The following is a 238-nucleotide window of genomic DNA, read 5'->3' as shown; positions in this document are numbered from 1 at the left end:
GCCGTGCTGATCACCATCGAGGAAGGCTCGGAGTGCGGCTTCGGGGCGCTCGTCGCCCATCGCCTGTCAAAGACAGGCCTGCTCGACAACGTCCGCCTGCGCACCATGACCCTGCCGGACAGGTTTATCGACCACGACAACCAGTTCGACCAATACAACACCGCTGAACTCAACGCCCCGCACATCGTCAAAACCGCACTCAACGCTCTCGGTATAAACTCAAACATAACCCAGAGCG

Annotated in this window: 1 pseudogene; it reads left to right on the top strand. The window is 59.2% G+C overall.

The features are described from left to right. Positions 1–238: pseudogene (locus HK28_RS06755) on the top strand (1-deoxy-D-xylulose-5-phosphate synthase); the annotation flags it as partial.

This window comes from Acetobacter sp. DsW_063, from assembly GCF_002153745.1.
In the GTDB taxonomy this organism is placed as follows: Bacteria; Pseudomonadota; Alphaproteobacteria; order Acetobacterales; family Acetobacteraceae; genus Acetobacter.
Note: the sequence above shows the minus strand (reverse complement) of the source record. Positions and strands in the feature narration are given on the sequence as shown.